At 55.7% G+C, this 15195-nt stretch carries 14 protein-coding genes; 9 read left to right on the top strand and 5 right to left on the bottom strand.

Annotated features, from left to right (window positions below):
• Together rplC and rpsJ are read right to left on the bottom strand one after the other, a co-directional pair.
• On the bottom strand, nt 1-397 hold a 397-nt coding region (gene rplC / locus Q0510_RS22715; RefSeq protein ID WP_298716855.1), incomplete at its 3' end, for a 50S ribosomal protein L3.
• Between the two features lie 169 nt (nt 398-566).
• A complete protein-coding gene (rpsJ, locus tag Q0510_RS22720) occupies nt 567-872 on the bottom strand; it encodes a 30S ribosomal protein S10 (protein ID WP_012789286.1) in 306 nt (101 codons plus the stop codon).
• A 221-nt stretch (nt 873-1093) separates the two neighbouring features.
• Between rpsJ and Q0510_RS22725 the strand changes: the two genes are divergently transcribed.
• Nucleotides 1094-1882 carry an energy transducer TonB gene (locus Q0510_RS22725; protein ID WP_298716858.1) on the top strand — a complete coding sequence of 263 codons (789 nt, stop codon included), beginning with the start codon at nt 1094-1096 and terminating at the stop codon, nt 1880-1882.
• 104 nt (nt 1883-1986) lie between these two features.
• Here Q0510_RS22725 and Q0510_RS22730 read toward each other — a convergent pair whose 3' ends face one another.
• The gene (locus Q0510_RS22730) at nt 1987-2535 is read right to left on the bottom strand and encodes a hypothetical protein (RefSeq protein ID WP_298716861.1); all 549 of its coding nucleotides are present in this window, start codon (nt 2533-2535) and stop codon (nt 1987-1989) included.
• A 193-nt stretch (nt 2536-2728) separates the two neighbouring features.
• Here Q0510_RS22730 and Q0510_RS22735 point away from each other — a divergent pair, with 193 nt between their 5' ends.
• The gene (locus Q0510_RS22735; RefSeq protein WP_298716863.1) at nt 2729-3847 is read left to right on the top strand and encodes a PQQ-dependent sugar dehydrogenase; all 1119 of its coding nucleotides are present in this window, start codon (nt 2729-2731) and stop codon (nt 3845-3847) included.
• Here Q0510_RS22735 and Q0510_RS22740 read toward each other — a convergent pair.
• Both Q0510_RS22740 and fusA read right to left on the bottom strand, forming a co-directional pair.
• A complete protein-coding gene (locus Q0510_RS22740) occupies nt 3840-4442 on the bottom strand; it encodes a hypothetical protein (RefSeq protein ID WP_298716866.1) in 603 nt (200 codons plus the stop codon). The genes Q0510_RS22735 and Q0510_RS22740 overlap by 8 nt on opposite strands.
• Nucleotides 4443-4862: 420 nt before the next feature.
• The gene (gene fusA, locus Q0510_RS22745; RefSeq protein WP_298716869.1) at nt 4863-7007 is read right to left on the bottom strand and encodes an elongation factor G; all 2145 of its coding nucleotides are present in this window, start codon (nt 7005-7007) and stop codon (nt 4863-4865) included.
• 373 nt (nt 7008-7380) lie between these two features.
• On the opposite strand from fusA, the gene Q0510_RS22750 reads away from it, so the two are divergent.
• From Q0510_RS22750 to Q0510_RS22780, 7 genes are all read left to right on the top strand, one after another.
• The gene (locus tag Q0510_RS22750) at nt 7381-7887 is read left to right on the top strand and encodes a T9SS type A sorting domain-containing protein (RefSeq protein WP_298716872.1); all 507 of its coding nucleotides are present in this window, start codon (nt 7381-7383) and stop codon (nt 7885-7887) included.
• A 16-nt stretch (nt 7888-7903) separates the two neighbouring features.
• The gene (porV, locus tag Q0510_RS22755; RefSeq protein WP_298716875.1) at nt 7904-9064 is read left to right on the top strand and encodes a type IX secretion system outer membrane channel protein PorV; all 1161 of its coding nucleotides are present in this window, start codon (nt 7904-7906) and stop codon (nt 9062-9064) included.
• A 36-nt stretch (nt 9065-9100) separates the two neighbouring features.
• Nucleotides 9101-9553 (top strand): hypothetical protein, encoded by a 453-nt coding sequence (locus Q0510_RS22760; RefSeq protein ID WP_298716878.1) that lies wholly within the window; start codon nt 9101-9103, stop codon nt 9551-9553.
• Nucleotides 9554-9558: 5 nt separating this feature from the next.
• Entirely contained in the window at nt 9559-12753 is a 3195-nt protein-coding gene (locus Q0510_RS22765) for a collagen-like protein (protein ID WP_298716881.1), read from the top strand.
• Nucleotides 12754-13293: 540 nt separating this feature from the next.
• A complete protein-coding gene (locus tag Q0510_RS22770) occupies nt 13294-13800 on the top strand; it encodes a T9SS type A sorting domain-containing protein (RefSeq protein WP_298716884.1) in 507 nt (168 codons plus the stop codon).
• A 16-nt stretch (nt 13801-13816) separates the two neighbouring features.
• Entirely contained in the window at nt 13817-14977 is a 1161-nt protein-coding gene (porV, locus tag Q0510_RS22775; protein ID WP_298716887.1) for a type IX secretion system outer membrane channel protein PorV, read from the top strand.
• A 36-nt stretch (nt 14978-15013) separates the two neighbouring features.
• The coding region (locus Q0510_RS22780) for a hypothetical protein (protein ID WP_298716890.1) at nt 15014-15195 on the top strand (182 nt) is incomplete at its 3' end.

The raw sequence follows: 15195 nt of genomic DNA on the forward strand, positions 1-15195 counted from the left end.
CACCCACACCGGAGAAACCATGGCGTCTTACAACACCCTGGAAACCTTTACCTTTGGAAGTACCCACAACGTCGATAACCTCACCTTCAGCGAAAATATCGCAGGTGAGTGTTTCTCCGAGGGCTTTAGCCACGGCAGCATCCGGATTGCGGAACTCAGTAACGTAACGTTTAGGGGAGGTTTGTGCTTTCGCGAAGTGGTTTTGTTCAGCTTTTGTAGTGTTTTTGGCTTTCTTTTCGCCAAATGCAACCTGAACAGCATTGTACCCGTCAGTGTCTTGGGATTTCACCTGGGTAACCACGCAGGGACCGGCCTCGATGATGGTAACGGCGGTCTGTTTGCCGTTGGCCTCGAAGATGCTGGTCATGCCAATCTTTTTACCAATAATACCTTTCATTTGTTATATAATTTAGCCCAGCGCCTGAGGGATCTCTAGCTATCCTCAGGATGAGCGGTTTAAATGCTATTGGGCGGCTACCCGGAAGGCGTAGCCTGTATTTAATGATGTCGTCATAAAATACCTCAGGCGGGCCATATTGCCCACCTTTGCTGAGGTCCCTTCTCTCCTACGCCTTGATCTCCACTTCAACACCAGAAGGCAGATCCAGCTTGCTCAGCGCATCTACGGTTCTGGAAGAAGATGTGTAAATATCCAACAGGCGCTTGTGGGTGCACAGCTGGAATTGCTCACGCGCTTTCTTGTTCACGTGCGGAGAACGCAGCACCGTAAAGATTTTCTTCTCGGTCGGTAAAGGAATAGGACCTGTTACCACGGCGCCCGTGTTGCGAACGGTTTTAACGATCTTCTCGGCAGATTTGTCTACCAGGTTGTGATCGTAGGACTTCAGCTTGATTCTAATTCTCTGAGACATATGCAATGAACTTCTTCTATTATTACCCCTCAATTTGGGAGGGCAAAGGTAACTAAGTTTTTTATCCCCACAAATAAATTTTGAGGATATTTTCCCCCACTCATTGACTTTTTCACCGCCATTCCCTAGTTTTAGTGGCCGGCCCCCTCCTGCCCCGGCCTCTTTTCATCCCACTAACGCACTTATACCCAATACATTACACCCTTTAATTCCACTTCCATATGCACCTCCGCCTACTCTTCCTATTTTTTTCATTCTCCCATACAATTTTTGCCCAATCGTACCCGCAGGACTCCGCCGCCGACCGCCAGGCCCAACTCGACGCCTTCCAGGCCGACGAGCTCCCGCAGTTCCCCGGAGGCCCCGAAAATATGGCCGTCTGGATCAACACCAACCTCAAAATCCCTTACATCCCCCTCCGCAACGATACCACCGTCACCGTCCATGTAAACTTCCTCGTAGAACGCGACGGCCGCATCACCCACGTCACCATCCGCCAGCCCGGATTCCGCAGCCTCGATAAAGCCGTGATCGACATGTTCGTTACCATGCCCCTGTGGCGCCCCGCCTACCTGGCCGACCGCGCCATTCCCCTCCGCCTGCACCTCCCCCTCAACCTCCACCTCGGCAACACCCTCCGCAAACCGTACGACGTACCCACCCCTGAAGTCAGCAACATGCCCCAATTCAACGGCGGCGGCAAAGCGCTCGCCTACCATATCCGCAAGAACCTCCGCTATCCCAAGGAAGCCCGCGCCGCAGGCATCTCCGGCGTCGTTACCGTCGAATTCACCGTCCTTTCCAACGGCGCCGTCGCCAACGCCTTCACCACCGGCAACGCCATCGGCTACGGCCTGGAAGAAGAAGCCATCCGCATCGTGGAAAAAATGCCCCGCTGGATCCCCGCCATCCTCGACGGCAAACCCGCCACCGCCAAACACAAAATCCTCATCCGCTTCGAACTTCCCCAGCCCGCCAACGAAAAAGGGGCCGGCAACAGCATACACTGACACCAGCCCCTTGGTATGGGGTGAATTATTTGACATTCAGGAGTTTACTCCTATTTAGACATCCTCGTTTCCCGGATCGTCTGCCGCGCCTTCGCGCCCGGCAACTAGATCTGGAACCCAAGGTTCAGCCCAACGTTGTGCGCTGTCACCGAACTGCCGAAACCCACCGTCAGGTTGTATTTCAGCAATGCCTCCAAAGCAATGTTGGGCGTAACGAAATAGGCCAGGCCCGGACCGAATCCCAGCCCCAGGCCATTCGTGTTCGTACTCTCCTGGTCGCCCGCCTTGGTATTTACACCGTTAAAGCCCGCATTCGCCTCCAGGAACCACCGGGTCTTATTCGTCAGCTCGATCCGCTTGTCTTTGATATAATACCGGCCAAAAGCCCCGATCCCATAATTGAAACGGGTAGAACCATTGCCCGTCAACAGCCCCAGGTTTACCTCCGGACCGATCGCGATATCGTCTTTAATGAACCAACCCGCCTTTGGCGTGAGGTTCAGGCTGAACGTACTCCCCCCGTCCTGGAAAGTACCACCGATATTAGCCAGGTTGGCGCCAACGAGTATGTTTCCTTTCTGGGTTTGTGCCTGAACTTGGGATGTGAACAGCATGCCTGTAAGCATTAGAGCCAGGTAACCGACTTTCTTCATAATATGAGGTTTTGATGAAATTGCTTGCTTGCCAAAAATTTTACAGGTGGGGACAGATAGGATATGCTTGATTATGAATACAATAAACATAATCTTAACATCCCGCCTGTGAAAAGGTTGAAATGCATCGTGATTTTTTTTGACTGGCAGACAATTTGCAGCCGTTTCCGCAGTTCTTCCTAAAACCAGGTCCATGAAAACAAGCTTCCCCGCCCTGCTTCTCCTCCTGCTGATCACCGCCACCGGCGGATGCGGCAAAAAGAATTCCCCCACGCCCGGCAACCCCGATCTGCCTGAAGATCCCGACTGGCCGTCGGATAAGGTCCGCGAAGTGGTGAGCACCGGCATCAACCGCCCCTGGGAAATCCTCTGGGGCCCGGATAATTTCATCTGGATGACCGAGCGCGGCGGCCGCATCTGCCGCGTGAACCCTAAAACCGGACAGGTACTTCCGCTGCTGACGCTCCCCGATATCGTCTCCAACGGCGAAGGCGGCCTCCTGGGCATGGCGCTCCACCCCGACTTCAGCAATTCTCCTTTCGTATATGTGGTCTACAATTACGGCACGCCCTACCGCGAAAAAGTAGTCCGCTACGAATACCGCAATAACGCCCTCTCCGCGCCCCGCGTCATTATCGACAATATCCCCGCCGCCGGCATCCATAACGGGTCGCGCCTGCAGTTTGGCCCCGACGGCCTCCTTTACATCACCACCGGCGACGCCGCCGATGCAGACGCCGCCCAGGACCCCGCGTCGTTAAGCGGGAAAATACTCCGCCTCCGGCCCGACGGCGCCATCCCTACAGACAACCCCGTGGCCGGGAGCCCGCTCTGGAGCCTGGGCCACCGCAATCCACAGGGCCTCGTATTCGTGGGCAACACGCTCTACGCCTCCGAGCACGGCGCCAACACGGAAGACGAAGTCAATATCATCGAAAAGAACCGGAATTACGGCTGGCCGAACGTACAGGGGCCCTGCAACGGCGGGGAACAAACTTTCTGCGACGCCAACAACGTGAAACAGCCGATCTGGTCTACCGGCGATGGCACCTTCGCCCTCTGCGGATTGGATTTCTACAACCACGACCGCATCCCCGGCTGGAAGAACTCCCTCCTGGTGGTAAGCCTTAAAAACGCAACGCTTTACCAGCTGAAACTTTCGTCCAACGGGCAAAGCGTTGCTTCTTCGGCAAGCTGGTTCGCCAACCGTTACGGCCGGCTGCGGGATGTTTGCGTTTCGCCTTACGGCCGTGTATACATCTGTACGGACGCGAGCCCCGGCCGCATCATCGAGATCAATAATCCTAATTAGTACCCGGCATCTTTCCCGCCGGCAGCTCACCTTCCTGCAGCCGCCGCCAGGCACATCCGTGCATGATCAGGGCCAGGCTGGTCCTGTCCATCGACACGCATACCCATCCCATGTACGGAACGCCGCCTTTTGAAAACTGTACGCCCATGTATTTGCGGCTGGCGCCCAGCCAGTTGCCGGTCCATACCGTGTCGTCGGGAGTGGCCGCGGGGATGAATGCTTCCACCAGGTAGGATTCCATTCCTTTCCAGTCGCGGGGGTGCGGGGCGATGGCATGGATGGCTTCGTTGGGCTCCAGGCAGATCGTGGAATCGGATTTCACCAGCAATTTGGCATTGTTGATCCCTGCCGCGAAGAATTTCCCGCGCATCCCTTCGGCACCTCCGGAAACGCCGAGGGCGAGGTAGATTTCGTGGGTACCGTCTTCATCGATGTCGAGGTGCAGGGACCGCAGGTTTTTCACTTGTTCGTCGTTGAGGCTGCGGTACCGGAGCGTGTTGTCGTGCCCGGGTTTGCAGTCGTCGTTTCCTTTTTTGCAGGCAAAGAGGAACGCGATGGCCGTGAGGGTTACGGCCACGAGGGGTTTGTGGTGCATAAGCGATGGTTTGAGGGGTTTTGATAAAAGCGGCACTGGCACAAATACGTGCATGCTTATGAAACGGCCGTTGTATATAAAAGTTACATGTACTTTCCTGCGGTTTGCGGCACATCAGGAAGCGGCGGTTTTCATTTCCCGGCATATGGGAGCCGCATACCTGCTGCCGTTTGTGGCGATTGCGGGCTAAAACCGAATGTAATAGGCTACGAAAACGTTCGTTCAATTACTCAATTAGTACGGTTACAGTACAGTATCGTTACTAAGCCTATGCTGAGCGGGTACCGCATCCCGGCATCACAAGTGCTTTGAGGCCGGTGGGCGGGGATATAGATGATACTTTTTTCGCGTCGCAAAAAAAAGCCCCCCGGAATACCGGAGGGCTCTTTTTCTTATTTCTATCTATCAACTTGTGGCTGATTAGGCGTTCACTTTGCCCTTTACCTTGGCTACCACCTCTTCGGCGACGTTGTTCGGTGCGGGGTTGTAGTGAGAGAACTCCATGATGGAAGTTGCGCGGCCGGAAGACAGGGAGCGGAGTTGGGTTACATAACCGAACATTTCGCTCAGGGGCACTTTAGCCTTGATTACCTGTGCACCGTTGCGGGATTCCATACCTTCCAGCATACCACGACGACGGTTGAGGTCACCTGTTACGTCGCCCATGTACTGGTCGGGGGTGGTTACTTCCACTTTCATGATGGGTTCCAGCAGAACCGGTTTCGCTTTACGGCCGGCTTCACGGAAGGCGGATTTGGCGCAAAGCTCGAAGGACATTGCGTCGGAGTCCACTGCGTGGAAAGAACCGTCGAACAGGCGAACCTTCAGGGAAGTCAGGGGGAAGTTAGCGAGCACACCACTGTTCATGGATTGCTCGAAACCTTTCTGAATTGCCGGGATGAATTCTTTGGGGATGGAACCACCGAAGATATCATTGATGAACTGGAAGGATTTGCCTTCGTTTTCTTTCAGCCATTCTGCGTCTGCGGGTCCGATTTCCACCTGGATGTCGGCGAATTTACCGCGGCCACCGGTTTGTTTCTTGTACACTTCACGGTGCTCAACTTTCTGCGAGAATGCTTCTTTATAAGCAACCTGAGGAGCACCCTGGTTAACTTCCACCTTGAATTCGCGACGCATACGGTCAACGATGATTTCGAGGTGAAGCTCACCCATACCGCTCAATACGGTTTGGCCGGTTTCCTCGTCGGTTTTCGCTTTAAGGGTGGGATCTTCTTCCACCAGTTTGGCGATAGCCATACCCATTTTATCAACGTCTGCCTGAGTTTTAGGCTCGATGGCGATGTGGATTACGGGCTCGGGGAAAGACATCGATTCTAAAACGATCGGATGGTTTTCCGCGCAGAGGGTGTCACCGGTTTTGATATCTTTAAAACCTACAGCAGCGCCGATGTCGCCGGCTTCGATGAAGTCGATCGGGTTCTGCTTGTTGGCGTGCATCTGCATGATACGGCTGATACGCTCGTTCTTGCCGGTGCGGGTGTTCAGCACATATGAACCTGCGTCCAGGTGGCCGGAGTACACCCGGAAGAATGCCAGGCGGCCTACGAAGGGATCGGTAGCGATCTTGAAGGCCAGGGCAGCGAAGGGTTCTTTAGCTGAAGGGGCGCGGGAGATTTCCTCGCCATTGTCGGGGTTGGTACCAACAACCGCCTCAACGTCCATGGGAGAAGGCAGGTAACGGCAAACTCCGTCCAGCATTTTCTGAACGCCTTTGTTTTTGAAGGAAGAACCGCACATCATAGGGATGATGGCCATGTCGATCGTGGCTTTGCGGATAGCTTCGTGGATTTCAGCTTCGGAAATGGAATTGGGATCCTCGAAGAATTTCTCCATGAGGGTATCGTCGTATTCAGCAACTGCTTCTACGAGTTTAGCTCTCCATTCTTCCGCTTCGTCCTTCATATCGGCGGGGATGTCGATTTCCTGGTAGGTGGCACCTTTACCGGCTTCGTCCCAGATGATACCTTTCATGGTGATCAGGTCCACAACGCCTTTGAAGTTGTCTTCAGCGCCGATGGGCAGGGTCAGGGGAACGGGGTTTGCACCCAGCATTTCCTTCACTTGTTTCACCACGTTCAGGAAGTCTGCACCGGAACGGTCCATTTTGTTAACGAAACCGATACGGGGAACGCGGTACTTGTTAGCCTGGCGCCAAACCGTTTCGGATTGGGGCTCAACGCCGGATACGGCGCAAAACAGGGCAACCAGACCGTCGAGTACGCGCAGGGAGCGCTCTACTTCCACTGTGAAATCCACGTGGCCGGGGGTATCGATGATATTGAATTTAAACTGTTTGGTATCCGGCAGGTTCTGGCCCTGGTTGGTAGGGAAGTTCCAGAAACATGTGGTAGCAGCAGATGTAATGGTAATACCTCTCTCCTGCTCCTGGGCCATCCAGTCCATGGTAGCGGCTCCTTCGTGAACCTCACCGATTTTGTGAGTCTTACCTGTGTAATACAGGATACGCTCTGTGGTAGTGGTCTTACCGGCATCGATGTGCGCCGCAATACCAAAGTTTCTTTGAAATCTTAAGTCTGCCATAAAAGTAAAATGACTATAAGTAATGCAATTTGGGGGGCAAAGGTAATCAATTTCTATCAATAAATAAAGCAGTCTGATTTTGTCAAATTGTTAAAAACAGCCCCCTTTATCAAACCCGCCGCTTATCCGGCCAAACCCGCCAGAAATGAAACGGATTCCGCCTGCCCGTTCACCAGGCAGTTTTTTATCTAGTTTTACAACCTGTGAAAGCCGATGAGCCCCATTGTCCTCTCTAAATGAACCGTTTATACAGTAACCATGAACCGGGCGCCAAAGCGTCCCGGGGAATAGCAGCATAGCATCAACCAGAAGTTTCCGGCATGCCTGGCCATCATTACCCCGATTTCCAGAACCATCACAATACCATTGTTTTATGAAGCATTTATCTACTAAACACCTCCTATTGGCCATGTTCCTGGCCATCTCGTGGCTGCCTGCCCGGTCACAGCTCGTACTGGTCAGGCACGTCACCTCCACTTCCGGCGGATCAGGCATCGCCGGCGGCATCCATTTCGACTATACCCTGGGCGAAGCCGCCATTTCCCCCCTGTCCGCAGGACCTATCCTCCTCACGCAGGGATTCCAGCAACCGGAGATCCTGCCGCCACTCGTACCCGGCGGCATGCCCGTGCTGGACTTCTCCCTATTTCCAAACCCGGCGCTGACCACCTTCAAGATCCAGTTCAGCCTCCTCACCAACGCCAATGTGTCCTTCCTGCTGCTTAACACCGCAGGACAGGTCATTTACCAGGATGTCAGGGATTACGCGCCCGGAAAGGTCGTCATCCCCACATCCGTAGACAAGCTAGCGGCGGGGATCTATACGGTCGTCCTGAAGGTCAACCAGTTCACCTTCACAGAAAAACTCATTGTTCAATAGCCTAACACGGTATACCATGAAGCATTTGAATACCTTCCTCCTTCTGGCGGGATTGCTGGCGGTACGCCCGTTGATGGCGCAGAAATCCGCCCAGCGGCCCCTTAACGTCGGGGCTCCCTTCCTGATGGTAAACCCCGACGCCAGGAGCAGCGCTACCGGCGGAGCCGTCACCGGCCTGGAGCCCGATGCCAATGCCATATACGCCAATGCCGCCAAGCTTCCCTTCGCCGGAGATTGGGGCGCCAGCGTATCCTACTCCCCATGGATGTGGGACCTCCTCGACAAAAAAACGCACATGGCCTATATATCCGGGTTCAAAACCTGGGGCGGCCAGCAGAGTGTGGGCGCGGCTGTCCGCTACTTCAATTACGGAGACGTCACCTTCCGCGATGATAACGGAACCGTCCTCCAGCAGTACAAACCCCGCGAATATTCCGTGGACCTGGCCTACGGCCGCAAGCTCGGCAACCTCTTCGCCCTCGCCGTAACGGCCAGGTATATCCGCAGCGAGCTCGGCAACGGCACCTACAACGGGCAGCTGCAGAAGCCGGCCTCCGCCGTGGCGGGGGATATCAGCCTTTACTCACAGGGGTACGCCGACCATATCGACGGCAATAACCGATACGCATGGGGCATCAGTTTTACCAACATCGGCAGCAAGCTGTCGTACACAGACGCCACTGACACCAGGACCTTCCTTCCCATGAACCTCCGCATCGGCGGCGGCTACACCTTCGTGAGAACGGAAGACCACAAGTTCACCATCGCCGCGGATGTCAACAAGCTGCTCGTCCCCACCCCGCCCACTTACAAACTCGATCCCGATGGCATGCCTACCAATGAAATCGAGAAAGGCAAGGACCCCGACCGGAGCGTGGTGGAATCCATCTTTTCTTCGTTCGGCGATGCGCCGGGAGGATTCCGGGAAGAGTTCAGCGAGTTCTCCTTTGCCGGCGGCATCGAGTACGCTTACCAGAGCAACTTCTTTGTGCGCACGGGGTACTTCTATGAAGACCCCGCCAAAGGCAACCGCCAGCAGTTTTCTACCGGCTTCGGCGTGAGGGTGCAGGGCTTCCAGCTCGACTTCGCCTACCTCATCCCCACCGGCGGTAGCCTCCGGCAGCGCAAGAGCATGAACTTCACGCTCATGTACACGCCTTTCAGGGATAACAGATAATCAACCCATTTCTTTTCAATCGATAAAGCACTCGTCATGAACAAGTTATTTATACTGATCATTTTCCTGCTGGGCGCTTCGGCCACCACCCGGGCCCAGGAGGCAAGAAAAGCCGGCGAAGGACAGAGCATCCGCCATCGCATCTTCAGCGATTACGACCAGGCTATTTCCAGGATAAGGGCAGGTCAGGCTTTGGCTCCCAAACCCATTGAAGCCACGCTCACTTCGCCCCAGGCTTTGAAACGGCATATTTTCCCGGGCTCCAACGGAGGAGGGGGAATTCCCCGCAATACGGCCGGAGCACGTAAGGCCAGCATCGCCGCTCCCCCCACCGCTGCTAAGCTTTCCAGCGCCACTTCCGGCGCGGAAGCCGCGCAAAAGAGCAAAGCTGAACCCGCCAAACCGTTTGACGTAGGCGCGCAAGGCACCGAGCCGCCGATTACCGCGCCGGTACCTGCCAAAGCCAAGCCTATCCAACCCAAAAACTGAGCACCATGAAAAAAACATTATACCTCCTCCTATTTATATTGTCGGCCTCGGTTGCCGGCTACGCGCAAAGCGGGCTTTCCGGTATCAATTACCAGGCGGTAGCCCGCAATTCCAACGGTTCCGTACTGGCCAACCAGGCCGTGAGCGTCCGTTTTTCCATCCGGGGCGGCGGGCCTAACGGCGCCGTGCAATACCAGGAAACACATAACACCGCTACCAACGCCATCGGGCTGTTCACGCTGCAGGTTGGGCGCGGCACGCCAGCGACCGGCACTTTCGCCGGCGTACCCTGGGGCAACGCCAACCAGTTCCTGCAAGTGGAAGTAAATACGGGCGGGGGCTTCCAGGCACTGGGCACTACCCAGCTGATGTCTGTTCCGTTCGCACAGTTCGCCGCTAACGGGAATCCCGGCCCTGCGGGGCCTGCTGGTCCTGCCGGGCCTGCCGGGCCTGTGGGAGCCATCGGGCCTGTTGGTCCTGCCGGTGCAACAGGGCCTGCCGGACCGGCGGGGCCGGTGGGTGCTGCCGGTCCTGCGGGGCCTCAAGGTCCTGCGGGCGCTGATGGTGCAACAGGGCCTGCCGGACCGGCGGGGCCTGCCGGTGTTGCCGGTCCTGCGGGAGCAGTTGGTCCTGCCGGACCAGTAGGGCCTGCGGGAGCCGCGGGACCAGTGGGGCCTGCCGGTCCTGCCGGTGCAGATGGAGCAGCCGGGCCTGCGGGGCCTGTTGGACCTGCCGGGCCGATTGGTCCGATCGGGCCTGCCGGGCCTGCGGGACCTGCGGGCGACATCAATGGTGTGGCGGCAGGCGGTTCGCTGAGCGGAACGTATCCAAATCCTACGATTGCCAATAATGCAGTGAATACGGCACAGGTGGCGGATGGTTCCATCACTTTGCCGAAACTGGCTCCCGGCGTGATCCCGGCCAGTTTGCCTCCGAACGGGGCTGCGGGCGGTGATTTAAGCGGTACTTATCCGAATCCCGCGGTAGCCAGGCTACAGACGATCCCGGTGTCGGTGACGGCTCCGGCGGCGGGACAGGTACTCAAATTCTCCGGTACGGAGTGGACGCCGGCGGCGGATAACGCCGGTGGCGGTGGGCTTACGCTTCCTTACGCAGCGGTTGAAAACGACCCGGCTACGTTGTTTTCCATCACCAATAACGGAGACGGTACTTCCCTGGAAGGCGCCAATAACACAACAACCAGCAACATTGCCGCCATACGCGGTATGGTTACTTCTGCTGCTCCCGGTGGATTTTCCGCAGGGGTGCGGGGCATCAACAATGGTACCGGCGGACTGGGCGTGGGCGTATATGGATCGCAGAATGGTTCGGGATGGGGTGTTTATGGCGTTACGCCGAATGGATTAGGTGTGTATGGAAATGCTTCCGCCAATGGATACGGTGTTTATGCGAACAGCAATACCGGCACCGGCCTGCAGGCTACGAGCAATAACGGTATTCCTGCTTCTATCAGCGTTTTCAACAACGCTAATAATAATAGCGCGCTGGTGGTGAATTCGGTGGGAAACGGAACGGTTGTCAACGTGACTACGTCGGGTAACGGCGCGGGCGTGAGGGCTTCCACCGTAGCGGGTTTTGGTGTTCATGGCATTACCAGCGCGCAAACAAGCGCCGGTGTGGTGGGTGATAATAATGGAGGTGGTGAAGCCGTAGTGGGGCGTACCACCAGTGATATCGCCGGGGCTGTGGTAGGCCGTAATGACGGCGGGGGATATGGTGTGAGAGGCTTTATCGCCACAAGTACTGCCGGAACAGCCGTAGGCGTATTGGGGCAGGTAGGCCTGAACAACAGTACCGGCCGTGCGGGTAAATTCGAGAACTTCAACCAGACCAATACTACCGGCAACACGCTGGAGGTGGTCACTAACGGTAACGGCAATATTCCGGATAATACCCAGGGGAATGCTTCATCTTTCCTGGTTGACAATACAAATAGTGTAGCCGCGGCCGTGAGGGGTGAAGTGAAAACGATCTTCGGCAACTTCGGAGCTGCGGGCATATTCGGGATTTCTTCCGGCACGGGCGGCTTCGCCGGATTGTTCCATTCCAGCAATGCTTCCGGAAATGGCCCGGCTGTGGTTGCCATCCAGGATGGAAACGGTAACGCCATTACGGCGAATGCCAGCAGAGATGGGAATGGTGTGGAAACGAATATCGACGGCGCGGGTAATGCGCTGTACGCATGGGTGCCCTCCTTCGCGACGGGCCGTGCGGGGCGGTTTAACATCTTCAACGAAGACAATACCAGTGACGTGATCACTGTAACAACAGTAGGGAATGGTATCGCTGGAAACTTCAAAGTAGACAGGGTGATCGGTACGAAGCCAGCGGTTCGCGGGGAGGTAAATTCCCAATTCTCCAACTTCGGGACAGCAGGTATTTACGGCATTTCCTCCGGAACGGGCGGTTTTGCCGGAATTTTCCATGCCAGCAACCCGGCGGGTAACGGCCCTGCCCTGATCGCCATCGCGGATGGTAACGGGAACGGTATAACGGCGAATGCCTCCAATACCGGCGACGGCATCGAAGCTACTGCAGACGGAACCGGCTCTGCTGTATTCGGCTGGGTACCTAACTTCGGAAACGGCCGTGCAGCCAGGTTTGTGAATTTCAATACCGGCAACACTAACCCGGTATTGACGGTAGAGCAGCACAGCAATGGTTCTATTGCTGTTTTCAGGTCCGGCAATCCCGGTTCTGTAAACGTGGCCCGTATCAATTCCGCAGGCCGCGGCTTCTTCAACGGCGGTACGCAGAATAGCGGCGCGGACATTGCGGAAGCATTTGATGTGGAAGGAACGGTTCATGAATACGAGCCCGGCGATGTACTGGTGATCTCCACCAGCAGCGACCGTAAAATGGAAAAATCCGCCGAACCTTATTCCACCCTCGTTGCAGGCGTATACGCCACCAAACCCGGTGTATTGCTGACAGAACGCGAAGGTGTGGAAGACATTACCGACCTGGTGCCGATGGGCGTTGTGGGTGTTATCCCCACCAAAGTTTGTGACGAAGGCGGACCGGTTCGCCGTGGCGACCTGCTCGTTACTTCCAGCAGGAAGGGTTATGCCATGAAAGCTGATCCGAAAAAGGTACAGCATGGGCAGATCCTCGGAAAAGCTTTGCAGGAGCTCCCATCCGGCGCAGCGGTGATTAAGGTGCTCGTGAATGTGAAGTAGTTGATCTCACCAAAATATAACCGTATTGATATACATTTTTGACGAGAGCAAGGGTATATGTATGGTTTTGTGTATGGCCGCCTCTTCCGGGGTGGCCTTTTTTTCCATTATTTTTTATGATTGATCCAATTATTCTCATGCTTAATTGTTTATTTTGCACCCGATCTGAGAATAGTACATCTACCTGTGATGCATTACCCCAGGATCTCCCACCCCCAGATTTAGCCATCTTTATTGAAAAAGACCCGATTGCAGCAAAGCTGCTCCTATTCCATTCCTGCCTATCGAAAACGGTTCTACCGGGAACCGGTACACGTTTATTTCATCAACCAAGCGAAAAACGCGTAGCAGCGTTCCATGTCCTGTCGTCCGCTAACCTACTTGAAAGTAACTGTCGGGGTACCCCGTCTGTTGTAAGCCGTTTCAACCGAACCAAGCAATAACATATTCCGTATGCAACAGCGTGCCGTCTTTCCGAGAGTCGAGACTGCAGCGCGATGCGGTGCATTTCCTGATTTTTCACCCCTTGAGAATTGATCTATGAAGACAATTTCTACGAAACACCTCTTATTGGCCATGTTCCTGGCCATCTCGTGGCTGCCTGCCCGGTCACAGCTCGTACTGGTCAGGCACGTCACCTCCACTTCCGGCGGATCAGGCATCGCCGGCGGCATCCATTTCGACTATACCCTGGGCGAAGCCGCCATTTCCCCCCTGTCCGCAGGACCTATCCTCCTCACGCAGGGATTCCAGCAACCGGAGATCCTGCCGCCACTCGTACCCGGCGGCATGCCCGTGCTGGACTTCTCCCTATTTCCAAACCCGGCGCTGACCACCTTCAAGATCCAGTTCAGCCTCCTCACCAACGCCAATGTGTCCTTCCTGCTGCTTAACACCGCAGGACAGGTCATTTACCAGGATGTCAGGGATTACGCGCCCGGAAAGGTCGTCATCCCCACATCCGTAGACAAGCTAGCGGCGGGGATCTATACGGTCGTCCTGAAGGTCAACCAGTTCACCTTCACAGAAAAACTCATTGTTCAATAGCCTAACACGGTATACCATGAAGCATTTGAATACCTTCCTCCTTCTGGCGGGATTGCTGGCGGTACGCCCGTTGATGGCGCAGAAATCCGCCCAGCGGCCCCTTAACGTCGGGGCTCCCTTCCTGATGGTAAACCCCGACGCCAGGAGCAGCGCTACCGGCGGAGCCGTCACCGGCCTGGAGCCCGATGCCAATGCCATATACGCCAATGCCGCCAAGCTTCCCTTCGCCGGAGATTGGGGCGCCAGCGTATCCTACTCCCCATGGATGTGGGACCTCCTCGACAAAAAAACGCACATGGCCTATATATCCGGGTTCAAAACCTGGGGCGGCCAGCAGAGTGTGGGCGCGGCTGTCCGCTACTTCAATTACGGAGACGTCACCTTCCGCGATGATAACGGAACCGTCCTCCAGCAGTACAAACCCCGCGAATATTCCGTGGACCTGGCCTACGGCCGCAAGCTCGGCAACCTCTTCGCCCTCGCCGTAACGGCCAGGTATATCCGCAGCGAGCTCGGCAACGGCACCTACAACGGGCAGCTGCAGAAGCCGGCCTCCGCCGTGGCGGGGGATATCAGCCTTTACTCACAGGGGTACGCCGACCATATCGACGGCAATAACCGATACGCATGGGGCATCAGTTTTACCAACATCGGCAGCAAGCTGTCGTACACAGACGCCACTGACACCAGGACCTTCCTTCCCATGAACCTCCGCATCGGCGGCGGCTACACCTTCGTGAGAACGGAAGACCACAAGTTCACCATCGCCGCGGATGTCAACAAGCTGCTCGTCCCCACCCCGCCCACTTACAAACTCGATCCCGATGGCATGCCTACCAATGAAATCGAGAAAGGCAAGGACCCCGACCGGAGCGTGGTGGAATCCATCTTTTCTTCGTTCGGCGATGCGCCGGGAGGATTCCGGGAAGAGTTCAGCGAGTTCTCCTTTGCCGGCGGCATCGAGTACGCTTACCAGAGCAACTTCTTTGTGCGCACGGGGTACTTCTATGAAGACCCCGCCAAAGGCAACCGCCAGCAGTTTTCTACCGGCTTCGGCGTGAGGGTGCAGGGCTTCCAGCTCGACTTCGCCTACCTCATCCCCACCGGCGGTAGCCTCCGGCAGCGCAAGAGCATGAACTTCACGCTCATGTACACTCCCTTCACGGATAACAGATAAAGAAACCTTTCCTATCACCGAATAAAGCCAGAATACATGCTAAAGTTTTTCCTGATCATCCAAATCATGCTGCTGACGGCATTTACTGCTGTTAATGCGCAGCAAACGCATCAACCCAAAGTCGAAGGGAAGGGCAGCCTGAAAGACTTTGTCTTTGCTCCGAAAGATGCAGCTGCCGCTACTTCCGCCAGATCTTCACTGAAAGTAAGCACCAAGCC

Source organism: uncultured Chitinophaga sp. (assembly GCF_937874145.1).
GTDB lineage: Bacteria > Bacteroidota > Bacteroidia > Chitinophagales > Chitinophagaceae > Chitinophaga.